We start from the raw sequence: 25,130 nt of genomic DNA, 5'->3' as shown, positions 1-25,130 counted from the left end.
GACTACTGTTCGTTCTTGGCGGGCTTCTCGCCTGCCGACGTGCGCTCCGACGTGCGCTCGGACGTGCTGACGACGCTCTCGTCCGCCTCTGGCGACTCGTCGTCCTCGCGACCCGGCGTCTTCAGGTTCCACTTGGTGATGACGAAGCGGAACAGGAAGTAGTAGATCGCCGCGTAGATCACGCCGAGGACGATCAGCAGCCACGGCTTCGTCGCGATGTTCCAGTTCAGGATGAAGTCGATCGCACCCGCCGAGAACGAGAAGCCGTCGTGGGCGCCCAAGGCGTTCGAAATCGCCAGCGAGGTACCGGTCAGGAACGCGTGGATCAGGTACAGCGGCCACGCCACGAACATGAACGCGAACTCGAGCGGCTCCGTCACACCGGTGATGAACGCGGTGAGCGCGGCGGAGCCCATGATGCCGCCGATGATCTTGCGCTGGCTGGGCTTCGCGGTGTGCACGATCGCGAGAGCCGCGGCCGGGAGGGCGAACATCAGGATCGGGAAGAAGCCGGTCTGGAACGTGCCGGCGGTCGGGTCGCCCGCGAGGAAGCGCGGGATGTCACCGGTCTTCTCGTTGTACTCGCCGAACTGGAACCACACGACGTTGTTGACGATGTGGTGCAGACCCAGCGGGATCAGCAGGCGGTTGACGACGCCGTAGATGAACGCGCCGATGATCGTGCTGCCGGTGACCCACTCACCGATGGCGGTCAGGCCCGCGTCGAACCACGGGTACACCAGGCCGAGCAGGACGCCGACGAGCGTCATGACACCGGCGACGATGATCGGGACGAACCGGCGGCCACCGAAGAACGCCAGGTACGGAGGCAGCTTGATGCGGTGGTACTTCTGCCACAGCAAGGCGGTCATGAGGCCGACGACGATACCGCCGAGGACACCGTAGTTGATCACCTCGGGCTTCGCGGCCGGGTCGGTCGGCTGGTCGAGGACCAGCGGCGACATCGCCTTGAAGACGCTCGTCAGCACGACGTAGCCGACGACGCCGGCGAGCGCCGTGGAACCGTCACCTCGCCGGGCGAAACCGACGGCGATGCCGACGGCGAACAGCAGGGCGAGGTTGCTGAACAGCGCGTCGCCCGCGGCACCGATCACCGAGGCGACGGCGTTCCAGCCCAGGCCGTCCTTGCCCAGCATGTCGGGCTGACCGAAGCGGAGCAGCAGACCTGCGGCGGGCAGCACGGCGATCGGCAGCATGAGGCTGCGACCGAAGCGTTGCAACGTGGCAAGGCCCTTGATCTCACGACCACCGGTCGCGGCGTCCGTGCTCATCGGGTTCCTCCCTTGGCGGAGTTCGGTCCGGGACCCGGGACGGTCCGGTCCAGTTGCATGGTCACCTGGTAGAGATCGCCCCGGTACCAGGAAGTAACGTCTTCACAAGGCCGCCCCTGCGCGCTGGCGACCCTTCGGAACACGAGCAACGGGCTGCCCTTGCGGACGTCGAGCGCCTTGGCCGTGTCGGCGTCGGCGGTCTCGGCCCACACGGTCTGCCTCGCTTCGTCCAGCTGCACCCCGTACTTCGCCGCGAAGAGCTCGTAGAGCGACCCGGAGAGGTCGCACCGGTCGAGCTCCGGCAGCAGGTGCGGGCTGTACCAGCCGGCTTCGAGGGCAAGCGGCGCCCCGTCGGCCCTGCGCAGCCGCACGACGCGGTAGGCGTACTCGTCCGCGTCCAGGCCCAGTGAGGCCTTCGAGCCGGGAGCCGCCTGGCCTGAGCTGATCACCTCGGTGCTGGGCTCGAGCCCGCGCGCCTTCATGTCCGAGGTGAACGAGGCCAGCAGGAGCTGCAGGTCGTAACGCCGCCGCGCGGTGAACGTCCCACGGCCCTTCGCCCTGGTGAGCAGGCCTTCGGCGACCAGTTGGCCGACTGCGGCCCGCACCGTGATGCGGGAGACTCCGTACCGCTCGGCGAGGTCGCGTTCGGACGGGATGGGTGAGCCCGGCGCGAGGTCCTGCTCGGCGAGCCGGCGCAGGATCTCGCGGAGCTGCGCGTGCTTGGGCTTGGGCCCCTCCACGATCTCGTGCATTCGCTCACCTCCTCGCAGTGGTACTTTCCGGTCTAGACCAGTTGGTGCGGGGGAGAATGCTCCGCGTACTGAGCGGGTGTCAACCGCTGTTACGGGAACGAGAGGTACGAACGTGGCTGACGAGAAGGCGCAGAAGATCATCGAGGCGCTGGGCGGCGCGTCCAACATCGTCGAGATCGAGCCGTGCATCACCCGCCTGCGGTGTGAGCTGGAAGACGGTTCGCTGGTCGACGAGAAGGCCCTGAAGTCGTTGGGGGCACACGGCGTCATGCGTTCCGGCAACGTCGTCCAGGTCGTCGTCGGCCCCGAGGCGGACACGATCGCGTCCGACATCGAGGACATCCTGTGAGCCTCCGCGTCGGCAGCCCCGTGACCGGCCGGGTGGTCGCGCTCTCCGCCGTGCCGGACCCGGTCTTCTCGCAGGCGATGGTCGGCCCCGGTGTCGCGGTCGAGCCGGTTCGCGGACCGGCCGACGTGGTCTCGCCGATCGACGGCAAGGTCGTGACGCTGCACCCGCACGCGTTCGTGGTGGCCACGGGTGACGGCGCCGCGGTGCTCGTCCACCTCGGCATCGACACCGTGAAGCGCAAGGGCGAGGGCTTCGAACTCCACGTCGTGAAGGGCGAGGAGGTCCGGGCCGGCCAGCGGATCGTGACCTGGGACCCGGCCGAGGTCGAGGCGGCCGGGTTCGCGCCGATCTGCCCGGTGATCGCGCTGGACGCGTCCGCCGAGGTGCTCGGTGACTTCGCGCTGGACGTGGACGTGGCGGCGAACGACGCCCTGTTCGACTGGTCTCGCTGAACCTTCTTGTCACACGCGGGGCCCTCGCGTGCCGTAGGAGCGCACGAAAGCTCCCCGCGTGCGGTCCCGGCGGCTGTTTCCGGGCGTTCTCCCAGCCCGGACTGAGGCACCGTGGTGCCGTGCGTGAATGGACCGTTCACGACGGCCCGGGATTTGTGCCGGAGTCGTGCCGAGCAGGACCGTGGTGTCATGACCACGGTCCTGCTCGCGTCTGTGCTCGGTTCGTTGTGGACGGTCGCCGACGTCCTGGACGCACCGCCCTCCTCGTACCTGCTGGCCTGGTTCGGCATCGTGCTCGCGTTGATCGACCTGCGGCACCACCGGTTGCCGGACGCCCTGACCCTCCCGATGGGTGCCGCGCTGCTGCTCCTCGAGTTCCACCGGCTGGGAGCCGCGGTGCTCGGAGCGGCGATCTTCGGTGGCGTGCATCTCGCGGTCAGGCGCTGGAGACCACCCGTCATGGGCGGCGGGGACGTGAAGCTCGCGTTCGGGCTCGGCACCGTGCTCGCGCTGCCGATGCTCCTACCCGCGGCGATCCTGTCCAGTGCGGTGACGCTCTGCCTCGCGATCGGCAAACGCCGCGGGAGAGTGCCGCACGGGCCCGGGTTGCTGGCCGCCACCTGGGCTTTGACAACGCTGTGAAAGGATTGTGAACGTGCTGCGCTGGATCACCGCTGGAGAGTCACACGGCCCCGCCCTCGTCGCCGTCCTGGAGGGCATGCCCGCCGGAGTCGAGGTGACCACCGAGGACCTCGTCACCCAGCTCGGGCGTCGCAGGCTCGGGTTCGGTCGCTCGCCCCGGATGGGGTTCGAGCAGGACGAGGTCGAGATCCTCGGCGGCGTGCGCCACGGCAAGACCCAGGGCGGACCGGTCGCGGTCACCATCGGCAACTCCGAGTGGCCCAAGTGGCAGACCGTCATGTCGCCGGACCCCGTCGACCCCAGCCTGCTCAAGACCACCGGCCGCAACGAGGCCCTGACGCGGCCCCGGCCCGGTCACGCCGACCTGCCGGGCATGCAGAAGTTCGGCTTCGACGAGGCCCGGCCCGTGCTCGAACGCGCCTCCGCCCGTGAGACGGCCGCCCGCACGGCACTGGGCACGGTCGCCCGGCAGTTCCTGCAGCAGCTGCTCGGCGTGCGGATCGTCAGCCACGTGGTGTCGATCGGCAAGGCCGAGACCCCCGAGGACGCCGCGCTGCCCACGCCGGACGACCTGCCCGCGATCGACGAGTCGCCGGTGCGCTGCTTCGACGCGCGCGGCACCGAGGCCATGGTCGCCGAGGTCGAGGCCGTGAAGGAGGCCGGCGACACCGTCGGCGGCGTGATCGAGGTGCTCGCGTACGGGTTGCCGCCGGGCCTCGGCTCGCACGTGCACTGGGACCGCCGCCTCGACGCGCGCCTGGCCGCCGCCCTGATGGGCGTGCAGGCGATGAAGGGCGTGGAGATCGGCGACGGCTTCACCTCCGCCAAGCGCTGGGGTTCGCAGGCTCACGACGAGATCGACCGCGGCAGCGGCCCGGTCGGCGTCACGCGTCGCTCGAACCGCGCCGGCGGCCTCGAAGGCGGCATCACCAACGGCGAGATCCTCCGTGCGCGCGTTGCCATGAAGCCCATCTCGACCGTCCCGCGCGCACTGTCCACGGTGGACGTCCGCACCGGCGAGCCCGCCGTCGCGATCCACCAGCGTTCGGACGTGTGCGCCGTGCCGCGGGCCGGTGTGGTGCTGGAGTCCGTGGTGGCGCTGGTGCTGGCCGAGGCCGCGCTGGAGAAGTTCGGCGGCGACTCGCTGGACGAGACGCGCCGCAACGCCCACGCGTACCTGAAGGCCCTGGAAGCCCGCTGGGAGGGCATGTGAGCCCTCGGTACGTGGTGGTCGGTCCTCCCGGGGCCGGTAAGACCACCGTCAGCGAACTGCTGGCCAAGCAGCTGGACCTCGCCTTCCGCGACGTCGACGCGGACATCGTCGAGACCGCGGGCAAGCCGATCTCGGACATCTTCACCGACGACGGCGAGCAGGTTTTCCGTGCCATGGAAGAAGAAGCCGTCGCTCGTGGCCTGGCGGAGCACGACGGTGTGCTCGCGCTGGGCGGGGGAGCGGTGCTGTCCGCCGTCACTCGTGAGCGTCTTCGCGAGCACACGGTCGTGTTCCTCAACGTGGGCATGGCCGAAGGCGTGCGCCGCACCGGGCTGTCGTCCGCGCGCCCGTTGCTGACCGGTATGAATCCGCGCGCGACGTTCAAGGCGCTGCTGGACGCGCGCCTGCCGCTGTACCGCGAGGTCGCGACGATCGAGGTGCTGACCGACGCCCTCGATCCGGAGCAGGTGACCGAAGCGGTGATCAAGGGAGCTGTGCAATGACCGAGCCCGCCCGCATCCGGGTCGCCGCCGAGAAGCCCTACGACGTGGTGGTCGGCCGCGGCCTGCTCGGCGACATCGTCGAGTTCCTCAAGGGCACGGCCAAGATCGCGATCATCCACCAGCCGACGCTCGCCGCGACCGCGGAGGTGCTGGTCGACGAGCTGAAGGCGGGCGGCGCCGACGCCCACCGCGTCGAGATCCCCGACGCCGAGGACGGCAAGGACCTCGCCGTCGCCGGCTTCTGCTGGGACGTGCTCGGCAAGATCGGCCTGTCCCGCCAGGACGTCGTGGTCGGCCTCGGCGGCGGCGCCGTCACCGACCTCGCGGGCTTCGTCGCGTCCACCTGGATGCGCGGCGTGCGCCTGGTGAACATCCCTACCACGCTGCTCGGCATGGTCGACGCCGCGGTCGGCGGCAAGACCGGCATCAACACCGACGCGGGCAAGAACCTCGTCGGCACGTTCTACGAGCCGGATGCCATCTTCGTCGACCTGGCCACCCTCGAAACGTTGCCGCGCAACGAACTCATCGCCGGCATGGCCGAGATCGTCAAGGGCGGCTTCATCGCCGACCCGGTGATCCTGGACCTCATCGAGGCCGACCCCGCGCTCGCCCTGGACCCGACCGGCGAGGTGCTCGCCGAACTGGTCCGCCGCAAGATCCAGATCAAGGCCGACGTCGTCACGAACGACCTGCGCGAGTCGTCCCTGCGCGAGATCCTGAACTACGGCCACACCCTCGGCCACGCCATCGAACGCCGCGAGCGCTACCGCTGGCGCCACGGCGCCGCCATCAGCGTGGGCCTGGTGTTCGCCGCCGAACTGGCCCGCCTGGCCGGCCGCCTCGACGACGACACGGCCGACCGCCACAAGCGCGTGCTGGAACTGCTCGGCCTGCCGACCTCCTACGACCCGGACGCCCTCCCGCAGCTCATGGAGGGCATGAAGGTCGACAAGAAGAACAAGGCGGGGGTGCTCCGCTTCGTGGTCCTCGACGGCCTCGCCAAGCCCGGCCGCCTGGAAGGCCCCGACCCGGCCCTGATCGCCGCCGCCTACTCCGCGGTCGCGGCCGAGCCGAAGTCCACGGGCGGGACGGTGCTGCTGTGAAGGTCCTCGTCCTGAACGGCCCCAACCTGGACCGCCTCGGCACCCGCGAGCCGCTCATCTACGGCAGCACCACCCACGCCGACCTCGTCGAGATGTGCGTGGCGGAGGGCAAGGAACTCGGCTTCGACGTCGAGGTCCGCCAGACCGCCTACGAGGGCGAGATGGTCGCGTGGCTGCACGAGGCCGCCGACGCCTCGATCCCGGTGGTGCTCAACGGCGCCGCCTGGACGCACTACTCGATCGCGGTGCGCGACGCGTGCTCGCAGCTCACCGCGCCGCTGGTCGAGGTGCACATCTCGAACATCCACCAGCGCGAGGAGTTCCGGCACCACAGCGTCATCTCGGCGATCGCGAGCGGCGTGATCGTGGGGCTCGGCGTCGAGGGCTACCTGCTCGCGCTGCGCTGGCTGTCGCTCAAGGGACGTGCTTGATCTCCAGCAGGCGAGCGGCACCTTTGGCGACGCCGATCAGCGTCGCCCGGTAGGTGCCGCTCTGGGTGTACAGCGGCTGTGGCTGGGAGTCCAGCGGGCCGCAGGACGACGCCGTGACCGAGTAGCTCCCCTTGACCCGGACGACGCCGAACTCGGGGTCGGGCTCGATGCGCGCGTGGGCGAGCTGGAGGTTGGTGAGCTTCCACTGCACCCCGCTGACCCGCGGCGCGTCGGCGGCGAGGGGACAGCCGATCCCCATCGGCGACTCGGTGGTCGCCGTGCAGGCGTTGAACCGGCGGCGGATCGCCGCACCGATCTCCTCCCTGGTGAGCTCGAACCCCTCCTTGCGGATGAGACCGGGGAACATGCCCTGTCCCAGGGTCACGTCCGCGGTCGTGGTCTGGCTGCCGCGCCACCGGACCTCGGCGGTGAACCGCACCTCGTCGACCTCGTAGCCGTGGCTGCCACTGGTCACGTAGCCCAAGGTCATGACCGCGGTGCCGCTCACGTAGAACCGATCCCGGTGCCACACCACCCACATGCCGTCGCGCGTGTTCCCCATGAGCGCCCACTTCACGGAGTGCACGCGCTGGGCGGAGCCGCGCTGGGGGCAGTTCACGGGAGCCGTGACGACCTCCGACGCGCAGTCCCGCATCCTCGCCGCGACCAGCTCGGCGACCTCGTCCTCGTCGACGCCGAGCGGCCAGACGGCGGTGCCGTCGGGGAAGGTGCTGTCGCCGAGCGCGGTCACGGCGTACTGCTGGGCGCAGGTCAGCAGCAGTACCAGGAGCACTCGTACCGCCAGCACCCTCGCCGGGGTGATCCAGTCGCGGCGGGCCGGTTCGCGGTGAAGCAGGATGTCGCCGGTGACCTGGTGAACCTGCAGCACAGTGCCGCCACGGACCTCACCCGAGACCTCGTTGCACATGTATTCGACTTCGGCAGGTCACCGGCATCGATCAATTGCCAATAAGTGGACACCGCAGGGGGAGACGCGATGCTTCACCACATCGAGCTATGGGTGCCGGACCTCACCCGCGCCGAAGCCACGTTCGGCTGGCTCTTCCCGGCACTCGGCTGGACCGAGTTCCAGCGCTGGACCGCGGGCGTCAGCTGGAAGCTCGACAGGACCTACGTCGTGGTCGAGCAGTCCCCGGCTCTGACAGGTCCACACGATCGGATGAAATCCGGCCTCAACCACCTGGCCCTCCACGCCGGCACCCGCTCCGACGTCGACCGCCTGACCGCGGAAGCCGAGCAGAACGGCTGGCGGCTCATGTTCGCCGACCGGCATCCTCACGCGGGAGGACCGGACCACTACGCCGCGTTCCTGGAGAACACGGACGGGTTCGAAATCGAGCTGGTAGCCGCTTGATCGTGCGACGATGCCGCTCGTGCCGAGACTGCTCATCGCCGCGTTCGCCCTGCTCCTGGCCGGGTGCGGGACCGCGAAGCCAGAATCTCTTTCGAACTCCGGGGAACCGGCCTCCGCGGCACCGGTCGCGGCCGAGCGGCCGTCGGACGCGGACCTGCAGGCGAAGTGGTGGACGTGGGCGCTGTCGAGCCCGGAGAACCGCAACCCCGTGGTCGACGACACCGGGCAGTGGTGCGCCGAGAACCAGCCGAAGGACATGTGGTTCCTCGCCGGGACGTTCGGCGGCGAGGTGGAACGGACGTGTGAGGTGCCCGCCGGTCGCCCGATCGCCGCGCCCGCCGTCAACCGCTACAGCGCCAACACGTCCAGCTGCAAGTCCTTCATGGCCGCGGCGAAGGGGTCGATGACGCTCGACGGGCAGGTCGTGGAGGTGCGGCGGGTCGAGGCAGTCGAGATCACCTTCCAGGCCGCGCGGGACAACGCGACAGGCGAGAGCGCGGGGCGTCACACGGTCCAGGCGTGCGGGCTGTGGGCGTGGCTGCCGCCGTTGCGCGCGGGCGAGCACGAACTCAAGATCGTGGGCGAGTCGGGCGACTTCTCGACCTCGGCGACCTACCGGCTCAAGGCGAGCGCCGGGGACTAGACCGTGTTCTTCTGCACGAGGAACCCGCCCAGCAGCATCCCGAGCCCCGCCGGCGCCAGCACCAGCAGCGCCGTGAACGCCGCCCCGCCCGTCAGCGCCACCCAGAGCGCCTCCTGCCCGGTCTGATCGACCAGCACCGCCGAGCCGATCACCCCGAGCGCCCCGGCGAACGGACCGGCGATCAGCGCGGCGATGAACCACTGCATGCCACGCGAGGGCAGGTCGCGCAGCGTGTCGACGGCGCCCCAGATGACGGCGGCGGCGATCAGCAACCCGATGGCGATGGGGCCGACCGACGAGGCCTCGGGGCTGCGGACGGCGACCGCGGCCACGCCCGTCTGCACGGCCCCGTGCAGGAGCCCCATCCACAACGCACGGACGAACCAAGGACGCATGCGGACAGCTTAGGACTGGCCGTACGCTGCGACACATGTCGTCGTACGCCGCACGCCGAATCGCATTGCGCCAAGAGCTCCAGGCCACGAACCTGGACGCGCTCCTCGTGACGAACCTGTTGAACGTCCGGTACCTCACCGGGTTCACCGGATCGAATGCCGCCGTCCTGATCGACGTGAACGGCGACGACAGCTCGGTGTTCTGCACCGACGGCCGCTATCTCACCCAGTCGAAGAAGCAGGTGCCGGACCTGGAGCGGCTGATCGAGCGGCCGTGCGACGTCGCGCTGGCCAAGCGCGCCAAGGGCAGGCTCGGGTTCGAGAGCCACCACGTCACGGTGGACGGCCTGGAGGCGCTGACCCAGGTCGCGGACGCGGAGCTCACCAGGGCGAGCGGCCTGGTCGAGAAGCTGCGGCTGGTCAAGGACGAGGTCGAGATCGAGGCGCTGCGGATGGCGTGCGCGGCGGCGGACCGGGCGCTGGCGGCGTTGATCGGGCACGGCGGCCTGCGGGCTGGCCGGACCGAACGCGAGGTCGCGCGCGAGCTGGAGAGCCGCATGCTCGACCACGGCGCGGAAGGCCCGTCGTTCTCCTCGATCGTGGCGTTCGGGGCGAACTCGGCGGTCCCGCACCACCAGCCGACCGACGCGACGCTGCACCAGGGCGACCTCATCAAGCTCGACTTCGGCGCGCTCGTCGACGGCTACCACTCGGACATGACCCGCACGCTGGTGCTCGGCAAGCCCGCGGACTGGCAGCGCGAGCTGTACGACCTGGTCGCACGGTCGCAGGCGGCCGGACGCGGCGCGCTGAAGCCGGGCGTGAACGTGGGCGACGTCGACCACGCGTCCCGCGAGGTGATCGAGAAGGCCGGGCACGGGAGCGAGTTCCTGCACGGCCTGGGCCACGGGGTCGGGCTGGAGATCCACGAGGCACCGACGTTGTCGAAGGTGGGTGACGGTACACTTTCGGCCGGTATGGCGGTCACCGTCGAGCCCGGCGTCTACTTGTCGGGGCGGGGCGGAGTCCGCATCGAGGACACCCTCGTGGTCCGCGACAGCGGGCCGGAGCTCCTCACCCTGACCACGAAGGAACTCGTGGTCGTCTGACATCCCCGTCCTACACAGGAGAAATTCCACCGTGGCCACCACGAACGACCTGAAGAACGGCCTGGTGCTGAACCTCGACGGCCAGCTCTGGACCGTCACCGCGTTCCAGCACGTCAAGCCCGGCAAGGGTGGCGCCTTCGTGCGCACGACCCTCAAGCACGTGCTGACCGGGAAGGTCGTCGACAAGACCTTCAACGCGGGCACCAAGGTCGAGACCGCCACCGTGGACAAGCGCGGCATGACCTTCCTGTACAAGGAAGGCACCGACTTCATCTTCATGGACGGCGACACCTACGACCAGATCCCGGTCCCGGCCGAGACCGTCAGCGACGCCGCGAACTACCTCCTGGAGAACCAGGAGGCGATGGTCGCCACGCACGAGGGCGTCCCGCTGTTCGTCGAGCTCCCGACCTCGGTCGAGCTCGTCATCGAGCACACCGACCCCGGCCTGCAGGGCGACCGCTCCACCGGCGGCACCAAGCCCGCCCGCCTGGAGACCGGCGCCGAGATCCAGGTCCCGCTGTTCGTCACGACCGGCGAGAAGATCAAGGTCGACACCCGCGATGGCCGTTACCTCGGCCGCATCAGCGACAAGTCCTGATGGGTGCTCGGAGCAAGGCCCGCAAGCGCGCGGTCGACTTCCTCTACGAAGCCGACCTGCTGGGTGGCGACGCCGTGACGTTGCTGGCCTCGCGCATCGGGTCTGCTGATGTCCCGCCGATCAACGACTACACGGTGACGCTCGTCGAGGGCGTCACCGCGCACCGCACGCGCATCGACGACCTCATCTCGGAGCACGCCGAGGGCTGGACGCTGCAGCGCATGCCGGCGGTCGACCGCGCGGTCCTGCGCATCGGCCTGTACGAGCTGCTGTGGGCGGCCGACGTGCCGGACGCGGTGGCCATCGACGAGGCCGTGGAGCTCGCCAAGGGCCTGTCCACGGACGACTCGCCGCGGTTCGTGAACGGTGTGCTGGGCCGGATCGCGGTCATCGCGGACCAGCTGCGCGCGGTTCTCTGACGTCTTCTCCGAAAACGGCCGCTCGCTCCCGACCGGGAGGAGCGGCCGTTCTGGTGCTCGGTGGGCTTGACCGGTGCCATGCCGGTGATGATGCTGATGTCGTCACTAGTGGAGCCTCTAGTACTGCGAGAACGAGGAGGCCGCCTTGGTCGTCCTTCACAACGCCGTGCAGATCCGCGACGCCCCGGAACGACGAACCCGGGCACGGACACAACAATGATCCCCGCCAGGCTGGCGGCAGGTCTCTCGTGGCTGTCCGGGCTCGGCTTCGGACTGCCCGCGCTGTACGGCATCGCGTACTTCGCGCGCACTGGTGACGTCTGGCAGTTCATGGGATTCCCCACCTACGGACACGGGCCGTTCGAGAAGATCGGGATCCCGACCACCGTGCCCCTGCTCGTCGGCTTCGGCGCCGTGTGCGGCGCGGAGGTGATCGCCGGAAGCCTGCTCTGGCGCGGCCGCCGTTCGGGGAAGAAGCTGGCGCTCGCCTTGCTTCCGTTCGAGGTCGCGTACTGGATCGGCTTCGCGCTGCCTCTTGGCCCTTTGCTCGGAGCCGGGCGCACCGTCGCCGTGATCTGCTTTCGCTCGAACGAACCTTCACGGACGACCTGACGGCGAGGCGGGCTACCCGCGCGCCCATCCCCGGCGTTCACCCTCGTCGATCAGGTGCCGCGCGGTTTCCCAGAGGGTCTTCGACGCCTCGCCGATGACCGCCTTGCGGCCGCGCACGGCTTCCGCGGTGACACCGGGAGTGCGCCAGGTCCCGCCCTTGGCCATCCAGTTGAGCAGCAGCGGCTGGAACCGGTCCATGGCCTTCGCGAACCGCGCTTCCGGCGTCGTGCGCGCCTCGAACTCGTCCCACAGCGCCCGAAGCGCCCGGCCCGAGTCCTCCGGCAGGATGCCGAACAGCTGGTCCGCGGCGGCTTCCTCGCGTTCCTGCTGGCTCACGCCCGCCTCGGTGTCGTAGATCGGGGTGTCGCCCGCGTAGATCTCGACGAGGTCGTGCACCACCACGAGCTTGATCGTGTGGCCGACGTCGATCGGTTCGTCGGCGTACTCGGCGAGAACCATGACCATCAGCGCGAGGTGCCACGAGTGTTCCGCGTCGTTCTCCCGTCGCTGGGCCGCGGCGAGCGGGGACTGGCGCAGGATCGTCTTCAGCTTGTCGACCTCGATCAGGAACGTGAGGTGGTCGCGCAGCCGTGCGTCCAGGCCGGACGGGAGCGGGTTGAGGTCGGCGAGCAGCCCTGCGTCAGAAGTGGTCACCCTGCCAGGATCTCATCCGGACACATCAACGATGTCGATGAGTTGTGCGCTGGATTGGCATTGGACGTCATATCGCTCCTGCTCCACGCTCGTCTCATGACGCTGCAGACCTTCATCGACGACGTGGAACACGTCCTCGGCACCACCGACGACGAACACGAGATCACCAAGCTGGTAGCGGACCTGCTGTCCGCCCTGCTGGCCGGCGACTACCGCCTCCCACCCGAGTTCACCGAGCCGTCGGCCGAGCACCACGTCAACTACCCGCTGCACATCGCGCCCGGCGGCCGCTGGTCGTTGGCCGCCGTCGTGTGGAGCCCTGGTCAACGCACACCCGTGCACGGCCACGAGACGTGGGGTGTCGTCGGCATCTACTCGGGTTCCGAACGCGAGTTCCGCTTCGCCAAACCCGCCGCGGACGCACACGAGCCGTTGGTTCCACTAGGCGACCAGGTGTGGACACAGGGCCAAGTCACCGTGTGCTGCACGACCGACGACGACGTGCACGCCGTCGCAGCCGTTGGCGACATACCGACCGTGGGGATTCACGTGTACGGAGCCGACATCGGTGCCATCGAACGTCGGCGCTACGACCCGGCTACTGGCGAGGTGACGTGGTTCTCCTCCGGCTGGAACACCCCGCGGTGAGCGTCGATCAGCCGGCGGCCAGGAACTCCTCCCACGTGTGGGTGCCGTGGTCGCCGGCCAGCGTCAGGTTCTGCCCGCCCCGGTAAGCCTTTCCGGCTTTGCCCGGCAGCCGCACCGGCACGGTGAGCCGGCGCTTGCCCGCGGTCGTGAGGTAGTCCCGCACGAGCTGCCTCATCTCGTAGACCGCGGGTCCGGCGATGTCCGCGACCCGTCCGGCGGGCGAACCGAGCGCCAGTTCCACGATCCGCGCGGCGACGTCGCGGGCGTCGACCGGCTGCAGTCGCATGCCCGGCACCGGCACGATCGGCAGCTTTGCCATGGCGCGCACCATGGTCAGCGTCAGGTCGTGGAACTGGGCGGCGCGCAGGATCGTGAACGGGATGCCCGCGTCGGCGATCGCCTGCTCGCAGGTGAGCTTGGTGCGCAACCACGCGAGGGGCACGGTGTCCGCGCCGATCACCGAGATGTAGGCGAAGTGGCGAACGCCCGCGCAGGCCGCGAGCAGGTTGCGGGTCGCGATGTCGTCGCCCTTCTGCCCACCGGCGAGGTGCACGACGACGTCGGCGTCGATCGGCGGGACGTCGCCTGCCAGCAGGTCGCAGGCGATGTCGCCGTGCCTGCTGAGGGTCGTGACCTCCGCGCCCGCCTCGCGGAGCAGGGGGACGACGTGCCGGCCGAGGGTGCCGGTGCCGCCGGTGACGAGGATCTTCATGGTTACTCTCCAAAGTGAGTCGTTGCCCGGTCGACCCGGCGGCGGCCGGAAACGTGACACGGTGTGTGCCAGGCCACAGGGGGAAGCTTTGATCGCGCAGTTCGAGCGGGAGCGCACACGGTTGCGCGCCGTCGCCCACCGGATGCTCGGGTCGTTCGCCGAGGCCGACGACGCGCTGCAGGAGGCGTGGCTCCGGGTCGAGCGCGCGGACACGAGCGCGGTCGAGAACCCCGCCGCGTGGCTCACCACCGTGGTCGGCCGGGTGTGCCTGAACATGTTGCGCGACAGGCGTGAGCACGCGTTCGAGATGCCGGACCCGGTGATCGACGTCCGCGACGAGCCGGAACAGCAGGCCGTCGCCAAGGACGAGGTCGGGCTGGCGATGCTGATCGTGCTGGACACGTTGAAGCCTGATGAGCGGTTGGCGTTCGTGTTGCACGACATGTTCGCCGTGCCGTTCGACGACATCGCGCCGTTGATCGACAAGACGCCCACGACCACACGGCAGCTCGCGTCCCGTGCGCGCAAACGTGTGCAGGACCGGCCGCAGCCCAACGTCGACCTGCCGAAGCAGCGCGAAGTGGTGCGGGCGTTCCTCAAGGCCTCCAAGGAAGGCGACCTGGAGGGCCTGGTCTCCGTGCTGCACCCGGACGTCGTGCTGCGCGCGGGTGCTCTGGAGGTCATCGGCGGGCGGAAGGTGGCCGGCCGGGCGAGCACGTTCCGCCAGTTCGCGACGATGGCCGAGGTCCAGTTCGCGCTCATCGGTGGCGAGGCGGGCTTCATCAGCTGGGTCGACGGCGTGCTGTTCTCGGCGATGTCCTTCACGGTCCGCGACGGACAGATCGCCGCAATTCACGTGATTCAGGACAAAGAACAACTGGCCGCGCTTGTTCCGTGAGCAAGACCACTGCTGTCGCTGGTCACGTTCGGCGCCCACCTGATGTCTGTCCAAGTGGGCGCTCGACGTGAAGGGGACCAACGATGATCGGGGAGTTGGACCAGGAGGACAGACTCGCCTACCGGCTGCTGGGCCGGTTCGCCGAAGCCGCCGACGCGGTTCGCGAGGCACGCCGCAAGATCGAGAAGACCGGCGAGCCGAGCTGGCTGGGCACGGTGGTGGCGCGCGTGAGCCTCACGATGCTGCGCGTGCGGGACAAAGGCTTCGCGATGCCGGACCCGGTGGTGAGCAAAGGTCCGAACGACGAGGTGGGCCTGGGCGTGCTGACCGCACTGGACGCGCTGACTCCCGACGAACGGGTCGCGTACGTGCTGCACGACATGTTCGAGGAGCCGTTCGAGCAGGTCGCGCCGCTGATCGGCCGCACGCCGCTCGCTGCGCTGCAGGTGGAGGCACGGGCGCGGCAGCGGGTGGCGAGCCGGCCGGCGTCCGATGTGGACCTCGACGGGCAGCGCGACGTGGTCGACGCGTTCATGGCGGGCAAGGACGTGCTGGATCCGGACGTGACGCTGCGGTCGGAGGAGATCTGGCTGCGCGGGTCAGGGATGGTGGCACCCAGGGCGGCGGTGCTGCGGGCGACGCCGTGCGTGGAGCCCGCGGTCGTCGGAGGCGAGGCCGGGCTGGTGTCGACGGTGGAGGGCAGGCCGGTCGCGCTGGTGGCGTTCACGGTGCGCGAGCGGAAGATCGCGGCGATCCACGCGATCACGGACCGGCAGCACGTCGACCGGCTTTTCTCACCCGAATGAGCACATCCGCCACGAATGCAGCAGTGGCTTCCTCGACGTCCGCTGGGCGACTGTCTGGACGTCGGGGAAGCCACTACGTGCAGTGAAAACCAGGAAGGAGGTGAAGCTCAGTCTTCCTTCGCGGGGCGGGCCTCGGGAGGCAGCACGCCCCAGTCGATGAGCTGTTCGGTGAGCTCGCCCGGGGTCATGTCGTAGATGATCGCGAGCGAACGCAGGTCCTCGGTGCGGATGGAGAGCACCTTGCCGTTGTAGTCACCGCGCTGCGACTGGATGGTCGCGGCGTAGCGGGCCAGCGGGCCCACCTTCTCGACCGGCAGCTGCTGGAGCCGTTCCAGGTTGATCACGATCTTGGTGGCCGGCTCGGCGCCGGAGGGCACGCGGCCTTCAGGCAAAAGCTCGGCGACGGGGACCCCGTAGAAGTCGGCCAGCTCGGCCAGCTTCTGCACGGTCACCGCGCGGTCACCACGCTCGTAGGAGCCGACGACCACGGCCTTCCAGCGACCGCCGGACTTCTGCTCGACGCCGTGCAGGGACAGACCCTGCTGCTGGCGGATAGCGCGGAGCTTGGCCCCCAGCGCCTTGGCGTAGTCGCCCATGTGGCGGTTCTCCGTTCATTCGCCCCGACAGCAGTACGGCAGTGCTGCGGGGGAGGCTTCGATCGATACGCAGAGTAATGATTACTCGCCGTGGTCGACAGGTCAAGCTGATCTCAAGGAGAGACGAGCGCCACGCGTGCGACACCACTCGGATGGTTGACCGTCCGTAGGTGATACGGTGCAGGTCAGCCTAGTTATTACTAGGTGTCCGACGTCCTTTAAGGACCCGTCCAGTGAGGCGGGGAAGGAGGTCCAGCCGTGGCGTCACGTCAACGTGGCGCGACGGATCCGGCCGGGGATCGCGAGATCCTGTCGGCCGGAGACGTCGCGCGCACTGTCGCCCGAATGGCCCATCAGATCATCGAGAAGACCGCACTCGATGCACCGAGCGCACCCGACGTCGTCTTGATGGGTATCCCCAGCCGGGGTGCTCCTCTCGCGCGCCGCCTGGCCGCCAAGATCGCCGAGTTCTCCGGCCACCGGGTGCACGAGGGAACGCTCGACATCACCCTCTACCGCGACGACCTCCGCCGTGGCCCGACGCGGCCGCTGGAGACGACGAAGCTGCCCGAGGGCGGCATCGACGACAAGCTCGTGGTGCTGGTGGACGACGTGTTGTTCTCCGGTCGCACCATCCGCGCCGCGCTCGACGCCCTGCGCGACCACGGCCGTCCCCGCGCGGTGCAGCTCGCCGTGCTGGTCGACCGCGGTCACCGCGAACTGCCGATCCGCGCGGACTACGTCGGCAAGAACCTCCCGACGTCCAAGACCGAGGACGTCGTGGTCATGCTGGACGAGTTCGACGGCCGCGACGGAGTGGTGCTGAAGTGAAGCACCTGCTCTCCACGGACGGCCTCGACCGCGACCAGGCCATCGCGATCCTCGACACCGCCGACCGCCTGAAGCAGGCGCTGCTCGGCCGCGAGGTCCGCAAGCTGCCGACGTTGCGTGGACGCACCGTGATCACGATGTTCTACGAGAACAGCACCCGCACCCGCGTCTCCTTCGAGATCGCGGGCAAGTGGATGTCCGCCGACGTGATCAACGTCAGCAGCTCCGGTTCCAGCGTCAGCAAGGGCGAGAGTCTCCGCGACACCGCGCTGACCCTGCAGGCCGCCGGTGCGGACTGCGTGATCGTGCGGCACCCGGCGTCCGGTGCGGCCCACCGGCTCGCGGGCTGGCTCAAGCACACCAACACGTCCGTCGTGAACGCGGGCGACGGCATGCACGAGCACCCGACGCAGGCGCTGCTCGACGCCGCCACGTTGCGCGACCGGCTCGGCAGCCTCGACGGCCGCCGCGTCGCGATCGTCGGCGACGTGCTGCACAGCCGGGTCGCCCGGTCGAACGTGCACCTGCTCACCACGCTCGGTGCCGAGGTCACGCTGGTCGCCCCGCCCACGCTCCTGCCGACGGGCGTGGAGAAGTGGCCGGTCACGGTCTCTCACGAGATCGACTCCGAGCTCGCGTCGCAGGACGCGGTGATGTTGCTGCGCGTGCAGGCCGAACGGATGACCGGCGGGTTCTTCCCGAGCGCCCGCGAGTACTCCATCGCCTACGGCCTCAACGAACGCCGCCTGAAGCTGCTGCCCGAGCACGCCGTCGTGCTGCACCCCGGCCCGATGCTGCGCGGCATGGAGATCGCCTCCGTGGTCGCCGACAGCCCGCAGGCCGCCATCACCGAGCAGGTCCGCAACGGTGTCCACGTGCGCATGGCCGTGCTGTACCACCTGCTTGCCCACGAGGAGGAAAACGCGTGAAACCCTTGCTTCTCAAGGGAGTACGTCCCTATGGCGAGGGGGAGCCGCAAGACATCTTGATCCGTGACGGCGTCATCGCTCGCCAAGAGGATTCAATCCAGCACGGAGAAGAAGCGGAGGTCATCGAAGGCAACGGCGCGGTTCTGCTGCCGGGCTTCGTCGACCTGCACACCCACCTGCGCGAACCCGGCCGTGAGGACACCGAGACCATCGAGACGGGCTCGCGTGCAGCCGCTCTTGGTGGCTACACGGCGGTGTTCGCCATGGCCAACACCGACCCGGTCGCCGACAACGCCGTGATCGTCGAGCACGTCGCCCGCCGCGGCCAGGAGGTCGGCCTGGTCGACGTCCACCCGGTCGGCGCCGTCACCGTCGGGCTCAAGGGCGAGAAGCTCGCCGAACTCGGCACGATGGCCAACTCCAAGGCCAACGTGAAGATCTTCTCCGACGACGGCCACTGCGTGCACGACCCGTTGATCATGCGCCGCGCCCTCGAGTACTCGAAGGCCCTCAACGCCGTGATCGCCCAGCACGCCGAGGAACCGCGCCTCACCATCGGCGCCCAGGCGCACGAGGGCGAGAACGCGTCCCGGCTCGGCCTGCAGGGCTGGCCGGCCGCGGCCGAGGAGTCGATCGTCGCCCGCGACTGCATCCTCGCGAAGCAGGTCGACGCCAAGCTGCACGTCTGCCACGTCAGCACCACCGGCACGGCGGACGTCCTGAAGTGGGCCAAGGCACGCGGCACCAAGGTCAGCGCCGAGGTCACCCCGCACCACCTGATCCTCACCGACGACCGGCTGAGCACCTACGACCCGGTCAACAAGGTCAACCCGCCGCTGCGCACGCAGGAAGACGTCGACGCCCTCCGGCAGGCACTGGCGGAGGGCACCATCGACTGCGTCGCCACGGACCACGCCCCGCACGCGATCCAGGACAAGGACTGCGAGTGGTCGGCAGCGCGGCCAGGCATGCTCGGCCTGCAGACCGCGCTCGGCATCGTCGTCGAGACGATGGTGAGGACCGGCCTGCTGGACTGGCGCGGCGTCGCACGGGTGATGAGCGAGAAGCCCGCCGAGATCGCCGGCCTGACCGACCAGGGCCGTCCGATCGCCGTCGGTGAGCCCGCGAACCTCGTGCTGGTCGACCCGGACACGACGTGGACGGTGAACGGCGCGCAGCTCGCGAGCATCGCGGGCAACACCCCGTTCGAGGGCATGGAACTGCCCGGCGCGGTGACGGCCACCATCTTGCGTGGCCGGGTGACCGCGATGGCGGGAAGGATTGCGGAATGACCCGCGTACTTCTCTCCGTGGCGGTTTTGGTCTTCTTCGCGCTGTGCGTCTATGGCATGTGGCACGGCTGGAAGCGACGCCAGCGCAAGCAGGCCGACCTCCCCGCGTTCCCCTCGACGCCGGACACCCTGGGTGCGCCGAAGCTCGCCACCACGGGCGTCTACATCGGAACGACGAACGCGGGCAACTGGCAGGACCGCGTCCAGGTCGGCGACATCGGCCACCGCGCGGAGGCCACGCTGAGCCTTGTGCCGGAAGGCATCGCGATCGAACGGACCGGCGCGTCGCCGATCTTCATCCCGGCCGGGTCCATCCGGGACGCCCGCACCGACCGCGGGCTCGCCGGGAAGGTCATGTTCAGCGAAGAGGGACTTCTGGTGGTCCAGTGGGAGAACGACGGCCACCTGTTCGACACCGGTTTCCGCGGTGACGACAAAGACGTTTACGACGAATGGGTTGCGGCTCTAGTGGGAGGCAAGGCGTGACGAACGCGGCATTGGTGCTGGAAGACGGTCGCGTCTTCCGCGGTGAGGCGTACGGAGCGACCGGCGTCTCGCTCGGCGAGGTCGTGTTCTCCACGGCCATGACCGGGTACCAGGAAACCCTGACGGACCCGTCCTACCACCGCCAGATCGTGGTGCAGACCGCGCCGCAGATCGGCAACACCGGCTGGAACGACGAGGACGACGAGTCGTCGAAGATCTGGGTCGCCGGCTACGTCGTCCGCGACCCCGCGCGCACGCCGTCGAACTGGCGGTCCAAGCGCGGCCTGGACGAGGAACTGACGAACCAGGGCATCGTCGGCATCGCGGGCCTCGACACCCGCACGCTCACCCGCCACATCCGTGAGCAGGGCGCGATGCGCGCCGGCGTGTTCTCCGGCGCCGAGCTCACCGACGACGCGTCGATGGTCGAGCAGGTCAAGGCGTCGGCCGAGATGCTCGGCGCGAACCTCGCGGTCGACGTCACGACCGACCAGCCGTACGTCGTGGAAGCCATCGGCGAGAAGAAGTTCACCGTCGCCGCACTCGACCTGGGCATCAAGTCGAACACCCCGCGGATGATGGCGGCGCGCGGCATCGAGGTGCACGTGCTGCCGCTGACCAGCTCGTTCGAGGACATCCTGAAGGTCAGCCCGGACGGGGTGTTCCTGAGCAACGGCCCGGGCGACCCGGCCACGCAGGACCACGCGATCGCGCTCACCAAGGAAGCCCTGGGCCGCAAGCTGCCGCTGTTCGGCATCTGCTTCGGCAACCAGATCCTCGGCCGCGCGGTCGGCCGCGGGACGTACAAGATGCGCTACGGCCACCGCGGCATCAACATCCCGGTGATCGACGTGGCCACCGGCAAGGTCGCCATCACCTCGCAGAACCACGGGTTCGCGCTGGAGGGCACGCCGGGGGAGGAGTTCTCCTCCGAGTTCGGCCGCGCCGTGCTGTCGCACTACTGCCCCAACGACGGCACCGTCGAGGGCGTCCGGCTGCTCGACGCGCCGGCGTTCTCCGTGCAGTACCACCCCGAGGCCGCGGCGGGCCCGCACGACGCCGCGCCGCTGTTCGACGAGTTCGTGACCATGATGAATGAGGCCCGCTGATGCCCAAGAGGACTGATCTCAAGCACATTCTGGTCATCGGCTCCGGTCCGATCGTCATCGGTCAGGCCTGCGAGTTCGACTACTCCGGCACCCAGGCGTGCCGGGTGCTGCGGGAGGAGGGCATCAGGGTCAGCCTGGTGAACTCCAACCCGGCGACGATCATGACCGACCCGGAGTTCGCCGACGCCACCTACATCGAGCCGATCACGGCCGAGTTCGTGGAGAAGGTCATCGCGCAGGAACGCCCGGACGCGATCCTGGCGACGCTGGGCGGGCAGACGGCGCTCAACACGGCCATCGCGCTGCACGAGCGCGGTGTGCTGGAGAAGTACAACGTCGAGCTGATCGGCGCGGACATCGACGCCATCCAGCGCGGCGAGGACCGGCAGATCTTCAAGGACCTGGTGCGCAGGATCGGCGCCGAGGTCCCGCGGTCGGCGGTCTGCAAGTCGATGGACGAGGTGCGCAAGACCGTCGCCGACCTCGGGCTGCCCGTGGTCATCCGGCCGTCGTTCACCATGGGCGGCCTGGGTTCCGGCATGGCGTACACCGAGGAGGAGCTGGAGCGCCTCGCGTCCATCGGCCTCGAGGAGTCCCCGGTCACCGAGGTGCTCATCGAGGAGAGCGTGCTCGGGTGGAAGGAGTACGAGCTCGAGCTGATGCGCGACCGCAACGACAACGTCGTCGTCATCTGCTCGATCGAGAACATCGACCCGATGGGCGTGCACACCGGTGACTCGGTGACGGTCGCGCCCGCCATGACGCTGACCGACCGCGAGTACCAGCACATGCGCGACGTCGGCATCGACGTGATCCGCGAGGTCGGCGTCGACACCGGTGGCTGCAACATCCAGTTCGCGATCCAGCCCGAGACCGGCCGCATGGTCGTCATCGAGATGAACCCGCGGGTGTCGCGTTCCTCCGCGCTGGCCTCGAAGGCGACCGGCTTCCCGATCGCCAAGATCGCCGCGAAGCTCGCCATCGGGTACACGCTCGACGAGATCACCAACGACATCACGGGGGAGACGCCGGCGTCGTTCGAGCCGACGCTCGACTACGTGGTCGTGAAGGCGCCGCGGTTCGCGTTCGAGAAGTTCCCCGGCGCGGACCCCACGCTGACGACCACGATGAAGTCGGTCGGCGAGGCCATGTCGATCGGCCGCAACTTCGTCGAGGCGCTGGGCAAGGCGCTGCGGTCGCTGGAGACCAAGTCCGTCGGGTTCTGGACGCAGCCCGACCCGGAGGACGCGACCCTCGAATCCACGCTGAAGCAGCTGGAGCGCGGTCACGACGGCCGCCTCTACACGGTCGAGCGCGCGCTGCGGCTCGGTGCGTCCATTGAGGACGTTTACCAGGCCTCGGGCATCGACCCGTGGTTCATCGAGCAGATCGCGTGGCTCGGCACCCTGCGCCAGGAGCTGCTGGACGCGCCGGTGCTGGACGAACCGTTGCTGCGCAAGGCGAAGCGCGCTGGTCTGTCGGACCGCCAGATCGCCGTGCTGCGGTCGGAGCTGGCCGGTGAGGACGGCGTGCGCAGGCTGCGGCACCGTCTGGGCGTGCGCCCGGTCTACAAGACGGTCGACACGTGCGCGGCGGAGTTCAAGTCCGAGACGCCGTACCACTACTCCGCCTACGAGCTCGACCCGAACGCCGAGACCGAGGTCGCGGAGCAGCGGGTGAAGCCGAAGGTGCTGATCCTGGGCTCCGGCCCGAACCGCATCGGGCAGGGCATCGAGTTCGACTACTCGTGCGTGCACGCGGCGATGGCGTTGCGGGCGGCCGGGTACGAGACCGTCATGGTCAACTGCAACCCGGAGACCGTGTCGACGGACTACGACACGTCCGACCGCCTGTACTTCGAGCCGCTGACGTTCGAGGACGTGCTGGAGGTCGTGCACTCCGAGCAGCGCTCCGGCACCGTCGCGGGCGTCATCGTGCAGCTGGGCGGCCAGACGCCGCTGGGTCTCGCGCAGCGCCTGGCCGACGCCGGTGTGCCGGTCGTGGGCACCACGCCCGAGGCGATCCACCTCGCCGAGGACCGCGGCCAGTTCGGCAAGGTGCTCAACGAGGCCGGGCTGCCCGCGCCGAAGTTCGGCACCGCCACGTCGTTCGACGAGGCGAAGGAGATCGCCGACGAGATCGGCTACCCGGTCCTCGTGCGGCCGTCCTACGTGCTCGGTGGCCGTGGCATGGAGATCGTGTACGACGAGGAGTCGCTGTCGGGCTACATCGCCCGCGCGACCGAGGTGACGCCCGAGCACCCGGTGCTGGTCGACCGGTTCCTCGACGACGCCATCGAGATCGACGTCGACGCGCTGTGCGACGGCGAGGAGGTGTTCATCGGCGGCGTGATGGAGCACATCGAGGAAGCCGGTGTGCACTCCGGCGACTCGTCGTGCGCGCTGCCGCCGATCACGCTCGGCGCCTCCGACATCGAGAACGTCCGCCGCTCCACCGAGGCCATCGCCAAGGGGATCGGCGTGAAGGGCCTCCTGAACGTCCAGTACGCGCTCAAGGACGACGTGCTGTACGTCCTGGAGGCAAACCCGCGTGCGTCGCGCACGGTGCCGTTCGTGTCCAAGGCGACCGCGGTCTCGATGGCCAAGGCCGCCTCGCGGGTCATGCTCGGCGCCACGATCGCGGAGCTGCGCGTGGAGGGCATCCTGCCGGCCACCGGTGACGGCGCCCGGCTGCCCGAGCACGCGCCGGTCGCGGTCAAGGAAGCGGTCATGCAGTTCCACCGCTTCCGCACGCCGGAAGGCCACGGCGTCGACTCGTTGCTGGGCCCGGAGATGAAGTCCACCGGCGAGGTCATGGGCATCGACTCCTCGTTCGGCAAGGCGTTCGCGAAGTCGCAGACGGCCTCGTACGGCTCGCTGCCGACCTCCGGCAAGGTGTTCGTGTCGTTCGCGAACCGCGACAAGCGCGCGATGATCTTCCCGGTCAAGCGGCTGGCCGACCTCGGGTTCCAGATCCTCGCGACCTCCGGCACCGCCGAGGTGCTCAAGCGCAACGGGATCCCGTGCACCGAGGTGCGCAAGCACTTCGAGGGCGAGGGCAACGTCGTCGACATGATCCTGGCGGGCGAGATCGACATGATCTTCAACACGCCGTACGGCAACAGCGGCCCGCGCATCGACGGCTACGAGATCCGCACCGCCGCTGTGGCGAAGGACATCCCCTGCGTCACCACGATCCAGGGCGCTGCCGCGGCCGTGCACGGCATCGAGGCGCTGATCCAGGGCGACATCGGGGTGACGTCGCTGCAGACGCTCCAGGCCGCGTTGAGGGGTGACGCATGACGTTCGGCGACAAGCTCGCGAAAGCCGTTGCCGCGCACGGGCCTCTGTGCGTCGGGATCGACCCCCACCCGAGCCTGCTGGACGCCTGGGGCCTCTCCCGGACCGCGGAGGGCCTCGAACGGTTCGCTCTGACGGCCGTGCAGGCCTTCGGCGGCAAGGTCGCGATGGTGAAGCCGCAGGCGGCGTTCTTCGAGGCCTACGGGTCGCGTGGGGTCGCCGTGCTGGAACGGGTGATCGCGGAGCTGCGCGACTCCGGCACGTTGGTGCTGGTGGACGCCAAGCGCGGCGACATCGGTTCGACCATGGCCGCCTACGCCCAGGCGTACCTGGGCGACGGCTCGCCGCTGGCCGGTGACGCGGTCACGGTGTCGCCGTTCCTCGGCTTCGGGTCGCTGCAGCCCGCCCTCGACACGGCCAGGGCGACCGGTCGTGGCGTGTTCGTGCTGGCGCTGACGTCGAACCCGGAAGGGGCCGAGGTGCAGCGCGCGGTTGCTCCGGACGGGCGAACCGTGGCCCGGACGATCATCGATTTCGCCACCGCTCGGAATTCCGGCATTTCCCCGTGCGGCGATGTTGGTCTCGTCGTGGGTGCCACGATCGGTGAAACGGATGTGGACCTCTCCGGGTTCAACGGACCGATCCTGGCGCCCGGTTTCGGCGCTCAGGGAGGCTCGGTGGCGGATCTAAAACGGCTCTTCGGACCCGACATGCGCAACGTCTTTCCGACTTCTTCACGAGATGTTCTCCGGCATGGCCCGGACGTATCGTCGCTGGTCAGCGCCGTGCGGAGGGTCCAGGAGAGCCTCTGAGGAGGGGCGCGCCGCAACTTTTGGGGTGTGGCGCGCTCACCTGGGGAAACATGTGTTGGTAGGGTCCAGCCCACCGGCTGCCCCGCTGGTCACCGGCCTCATAGCACACCTAGAGTGGGCGACGAGTTGCCGGAGGGCGGTGATCAGGCCGCCGGAGGGTGTTGG

The 25,130-nt window shown here is 69.3% G+C and carries 30 protein-coding genes; 23 read left to right on the top strand and 7 right to left on the bottom strand.

Going from position 1 to position 25,130, the window contains the following annotated elements:
• Positions 1–2 precede the first annotated feature (2 nt).
• Positions 3–1,292 carry a PTS transporter subunit EIIC gene (locus tag SK803_RS15250; RefSeq protein ID WP_319966636.1) on the bottom strand — a complete coding sequence of 430 codons (1,290 nt, stop codon included), beginning with the start codon at positions 1,290–1,292 and terminating at the stop codon, positions 3–5.
• Positions 1,289–2,044, bottom strand: a complete 756-nt coding sequence (locus tag SK803_RS15245; RefSeq protein WP_319966635.1) for a GntR family transcriptional regulator — start codon at positions 2,042–2,044, stop codon at positions 1,289–1,291. The genes SK803_RS15250 and SK803_RS15245 overlap by 4 nt, the downstream gene beginning before the upstream one ends.
• Positions 2,045–2,156: 112 nt before the next feature.
• Between SK803_RS15245 and SK803_RS15240 the strand changes: the two genes are divergently transcribed.
• From SK803_RS15240 to aroQ, 7 genes are all read left to right on the top strand, one after another.
• The gene (locus tag SK803_RS15240; protein WP_319966634.1) at positions 2,157–2,393 is read left to right on the top strand and encodes a PTS glucose/sucrose transporter subunit IIB; all 237 of its coding nucleotides are present in this window, start codon (positions 2,157–2,159) and stop codon (positions 2,391–2,393) included.
• Positions 2,390–2,845, top strand: coding sequence for a PTS sugar transporter subunit IIA (locus tag SK803_RS15235; protein ID WP_319966633.1), 456 nt, complete (start codon positions 2,390–2,392; stop codon positions 2,843–2,845). The genes SK803_RS15240 and SK803_RS15235 overlap by 4 nt, the downstream gene beginning before the upstream one ends.
• 189 nt (positions 2,846–3,034) lie before the next feature.
• Positions 3,035–3,487: an A24 family peptidase gene (locus tag SK803_RS15230; protein ID WP_319966632.1), complete on the top strand. Its 453-nt coding sequence runs from the start codon at positions 3,035–3,037 to the stop codon at positions 3,485–3,487.
• A gap of 13 nt (positions 3,488–3,500) precedes the next feature.
• Positions 3,501–4,700, top strand: coding sequence for a chorismate synthase (gene aroC, locus SK803_RS15225; protein WP_319966631.1), 1,200 nt, complete (start codon positions 3,501–3,503; stop codon positions 4,698–4,700).
• Entirely contained in the window at positions 4,697–5,203 is a 507-nt protein-coding gene (locus tag SK803_RS15220) for a shikimate kinase (RefSeq protein WP_319966630.1), read from the top strand. The genes aroC and SK803_RS15220 overlap by 4 nt, the downstream gene beginning before the upstream one ends.
• The gene (aroB, locus tag SK803_RS15215; protein ID WP_319966629.1) at positions 5,200–6,309 is read left to right on the top strand and encodes a 3-dehydroquinate synthase; all 1,110 of its coding nucleotides are present in this window, start codon (positions 5,200–5,202) and stop codon (positions 6,307–6,309) included. Before SK803_RS15220 ends, aroB begins: the two co-directional genes overlap by 4 nt.
• Positions 6,306–6,740 carry a type II 3-dehydroquinate dehydratase gene (aroQ, locus tag SK803_RS15210; RefSeq protein WP_319966628.1) on the top strand — a complete coding sequence of 145 codons (435 nt, stop codon included), beginning with the start codon at positions 6,306–6,308 and terminating at the stop codon, positions 6,738–6,740. The genes aroB and aroQ overlap by 4 nt, the downstream gene beginning before the upstream one ends.
• Here the strand turns inward: aroQ and SK803_RS15205 are convergent.
• Positions 6,724–7,668, bottom strand: coding sequence for a hypothetical protein (locus SK803_RS15205; protein ID WP_319966627.1), 945 nt, complete (start codon positions 7,666–7,668; stop codon positions 6,724–6,726). The two genes, aroQ and SK803_RS15205, sit on opposite strands and share 17 nt — an antisense overlap.
• A gap of 69 nt (positions 7,669–7,737) precedes the next feature.
• Here SK803_RS15205 and SK803_RS15200 point away from each other — a divergent pair, with 69 nt between their 5' ends.
• Positions 7,738–8,115, top strand: coding sequence for a VOC family protein (locus tag SK803_RS15200; RefSeq protein WP_319966626.1), 378 nt, complete (start codon positions 7,738–7,740; stop codon positions 8,113–8,115).
• Positions 8,116–8,134: 19 nt separating this feature from the next.
• Complete coding sequence (locus SK803_RS15195) at positions 8,135–8,758, top strand: hypothetical protein (RefSeq protein ID WP_319966625.1); 624 nt, start codon at positions 8,135–8,137, stop codon at positions 8,756–8,758.
• Here SK803_RS15195 and SK803_RS15190 read toward each other — a convergent pair.
• Positions 8,755–9,153 carry a B-4DMT family transporter gene (locus tag SK803_RS15190; RefSeq protein WP_319966624.1) on the bottom strand — a complete coding sequence of 133 codons (399 nt, stop codon included), beginning with the start codon at positions 9,151–9,153 and terminating at the stop codon, positions 8,755–8,757. The genes SK803_RS15195 and SK803_RS15190 overlap by 4 nt on opposite strands.
• A gap of 35 nt (positions 9,154–9,188) precedes the next feature.
• Between SK803_RS15190 and SK803_RS15185 the strand changes: the two genes are divergently transcribed.
• The 4 genes from SK803_RS15185 to SK803_RS15170 all read left to right on the top strand — a co-directional run bounded on the left by SK803_RS15185 (position 9,189) and on the right by SK803_RS15170 (position 11,894).
• Positions 9,189–10,262, top strand: coding sequence for a M24 family metallopeptidase (locus tag SK803_RS15185; RefSeq protein ID WP_319966623.1), 1,074 nt, complete (start codon positions 9,189–9,191; stop codon positions 10,260–10,262).
• A 31-nt stretch (positions 10,263–10,293) separates the two neighbouring features.
• Entirely contained in the window at positions 10,294–10,863 is a 570-nt protein-coding gene (gene efp, locus SK803_RS15180) for an elongation factor P (RefSeq protein WP_319966622.1), read from the top strand.
• Positions 10,863–11,282: a transcription antitermination factor NusB gene (gene nusB, locus SK803_RS15175; protein ID WP_319966621.1), complete on the top strand. Its 420-nt coding sequence runs from the start codon at positions 10,863–10,865 to the stop codon at positions 11,280–11,282. The genes efp and nusB overlap by 1 nt, the downstream gene beginning before the upstream one ends.
• A 216-nt stretch (positions 11,283–11,498) precedes the next feature.
• The gene (locus tag SK803_RS15170; RefSeq protein WP_319966620.1) at positions 11,499–11,894 is read left to right on the top strand and encodes a hypothetical protein; all 396 of its coding nucleotides are present in this window, start codon (positions 11,499–11,501) and stop codon (positions 11,892–11,894) included.
• A gap of 12 nt (positions 11,895–11,906) precedes the next feature.
• Here SK803_RS15170 and SK803_RS15165 read toward each other — a convergent pair whose 3' ends face one another.
• A complete protein-coding gene (locus SK803_RS15165) occupies positions 11,907–12,548 on the bottom strand; it encodes an HD domain-containing protein (protein ID WP_319966619.1) in 642 nt (213 codons plus the stop codon).
• Positions 12,549–12,644: 96 nt separating this feature from the next.
• On the opposite strand from SK803_RS15165, the gene SK803_RS15160 reads away from it, so the two are divergent.
• A complete protein-coding gene (locus tag SK803_RS15160; RefSeq protein ID WP_319966618.1) occupies positions 12,645–13,196 on the top strand; it encodes a cysteine dioxygenase family protein in 552 nt (183 codons plus the stop codon).
• Between the two features lie 7 nt (positions 13,197–13,203).
• On the opposite strand, the gene SK803_RS15155 is transcribed toward SK803_RS15160, so the two are convergent.
• Entirely contained in the window at positions 13,204–13,908 is a 705-nt protein-coding gene (locus SK803_RS15155) for an SDR family oxidoreductase (RefSeq protein WP_319966617.1), read from the bottom strand.
• Between the two features lie 88 nt (positions 13,909–13,996).
• On the opposite strand from SK803_RS15155, the gene SK803_RS15150 reads away from it, so the two are divergent.
• Both SK803_RS15150 and SK803_RS15145 read left to right on the top strand, forming a co-directional pair.
• On the top strand, positions 13,997–14,806 hold the full coding sequence (locus SK803_RS15150; protein ID WP_319966616.1) for a sigma-70 family RNA polymerase sigma factor: 810 nt from the start codon (positions 13,997–13,999) through the stop codon (positions 14,804–14,806).
• An 83-nt stretch (positions 14,807–14,889) separates the two neighbouring features.
• Complete coding sequence (locus SK803_RS15145; RefSeq protein WP_319966615.1) at positions 14,890–15,612, top strand: sigma-70 family RNA polymerase sigma factor family protein; 723 nt, start codon at positions 14,890–14,892, stop codon at positions 15,610–15,612.
• 107 nt (positions 15,613–15,719) lie between these two features.
• Here the strand turns inward: SK803_RS15145 and bldD are convergent, their stop codons facing one another.
• Positions 15,720–16,208, bottom strand: coding sequence for a transcriptional regulator BldD (bldD, locus tag SK803_RS15140; RefSeq protein WP_030471611.1), 489 nt, complete (start codon positions 16,206–16,208; stop codon positions 15,720–15,722).
• A gap of 258 nt (positions 16,209–16,466) precedes the next feature.
• Here bldD and pyrR point away from each other — a divergent pair, with 258 nt between their 5' ends.
• Genes pyrR through pyrF form a run of 7 tightly spaced genes read left to right on the top strand, consistent with a single transcriptional unit; the run spans position 16,467 to position 24,965 of the window.
• A complete protein-coding gene (pyrR, locus tag SK803_RS15135; protein WP_319966614.1) occupies positions 16,467–17,039 on the top strand; it encodes a bifunctional pyr operon transcriptional regulator/uracil phosphoribosyltransferase PyrR in 573 nt (190 codons plus the stop codon).
• Positions 17,036–17,968, top strand: a complete 933-nt coding sequence (locus SK803_RS15130) for an aspartate carbamoyltransferase catalytic subunit (protein WP_319966613.1) — start codon at positions 17,036–17,038, stop codon at positions 17,966–17,968. Before pyrR ends, SK803_RS15130 begins: the two co-directional genes overlap by 4 nt.
• The gene (locus SK803_RS15125; RefSeq protein WP_319966612.1) at positions 17,965–19,260 is read left to right on the top strand and encodes a dihydroorotase; all 1,296 of its coding nucleotides are present in this window, start codon (positions 17,965–17,967) and stop codon (positions 19,258–19,260) included. Before SK803_RS15130 ends, SK803_RS15125 begins: the two co-directional genes overlap by 4 nt.
• Complete coding sequence (locus tag SK803_RS15120; RefSeq protein ID WP_319966611.1) at positions 19,257–19,745, top strand: PH-like domain-containing protein; 489 nt, start codon at positions 19,257–19,259, stop codon at positions 19,743–19,745. Before SK803_RS15125 ends, SK803_RS15120 begins: the two co-directional genes overlap by 4 nt.
• The gene (carA, locus tag SK803_RS15115) at positions 19,742–20,854 is read left to right on the top strand and encodes a glutamine-hydrolyzing carbamoyl-phosphate synthase small subunit (RefSeq protein WP_406601536.1); all 1,113 of its coding nucleotides are present in this window, start codon (positions 19,742–19,744) and stop codon (positions 20,852–20,854) included. Before SK803_RS15120 ends, carA begins: the two co-directional genes overlap by 4 nt.
• Entirely contained in the window at positions 20,854–24,156 is a 3,303-nt protein-coding gene (gene carB, locus SK803_RS15110; RefSeq protein WP_319966609.1) for a carbamoyl-phosphate synthase large subunit, read from the top strand. Before carA ends, carB begins: the two co-directional genes overlap by 1 nt.
• Positions 24,153–24,965, top strand: a complete 813-nt coding sequence (gene pyrF / locus SK803_RS15105) for an orotidine-5'-phosphate decarboxylase (protein ID WP_319966608.1) — start codon at positions 24,153–24,155, stop codon at positions 24,963–24,965. The genes carB and pyrF overlap by 4 nt, the downstream gene beginning before the upstream one ends.
• The last annotated feature ends 165 nt before the right edge of the window (positions 24,966–25,130 follow it).

The organism is Lentzea miocenica (assembly GCF_033949945.1).
GTDB classification, from domain to species: Bacteria; Actinomycetota; Actinomycetes; order Mycobacteriales; family Pseudonocardiaceae; genus Lentzea; species Lentzea miocenica.
This window is presented reverse-complemented; position numbering and strand designations above follow the sequence as displayed.